We start from the raw sequence: 475 nt of genomic DNA on the forward strand, positions 1-475 counted from the left end.
CAAGGGTATAAGGCCTGCTGCCGGAAAACCTTTGGCAAGGCCGCAGGGCTTCAGCGCAAGGCTACGCCTGGAGCCGCAGTACCGGTCCCGGTCGTCGCCCGGATTACCGTCCGAGGAAGCGCTGCGGCCTGTTTCTAGCATCATTGCCAAGAATCTGCGCCTGGGCTTCCGGCAGGTCCAATGACAAATCGGAATCAATCCGCCAGCAGGGATTTGTCTCGCTGATGGATCATATAGATCGCTTGCGTACCGGCCGGACGACACACGACAGAACCACCGTACGACCAAGCAGGCGGAGCGTGATCAATGTTTGCCCGGCGTCGTGAATCAGGTCCGTGCGCCATGGTCCACGCGCCGCGGAAGCTCCGGGATGTCGAAAACCCCCGCCGGCCAGTGCCAGGCCGGATAGGGGCCCTCTGCCGCGATCCGGCGCAGATCCTCCTCCCGATCCTCCGCCATGTCCGGTGCCGGCGCA

1 protein-coding gene is annotated in these 475 nt (G+C 63.6%); it reads left to right on the top strand.

Translation table 11 applies throughout. The features are described 5' to 3' along the window. Positions 1-184, top strand: a 184-nt coding sequence (locus tag CK944_RS23895; protein WP_205049148.1) for a hypothetical protein, incomplete at its 5' end; no start/stop codon positions are given. Positions 185-475 lie beyond the last annotated feature (291 nt).

The sequence above is a fragment of the Paracoccus sp. SY genome, assembly GCF_002901215.1.
In the GTDB taxonomy this organism is placed as follows: Bacteria; Pseudomonadota; Alphaproteobacteria; order Rhodobacterales; family Rhodobacteraceae; genus Paracoccus; species Paracoccus acridae.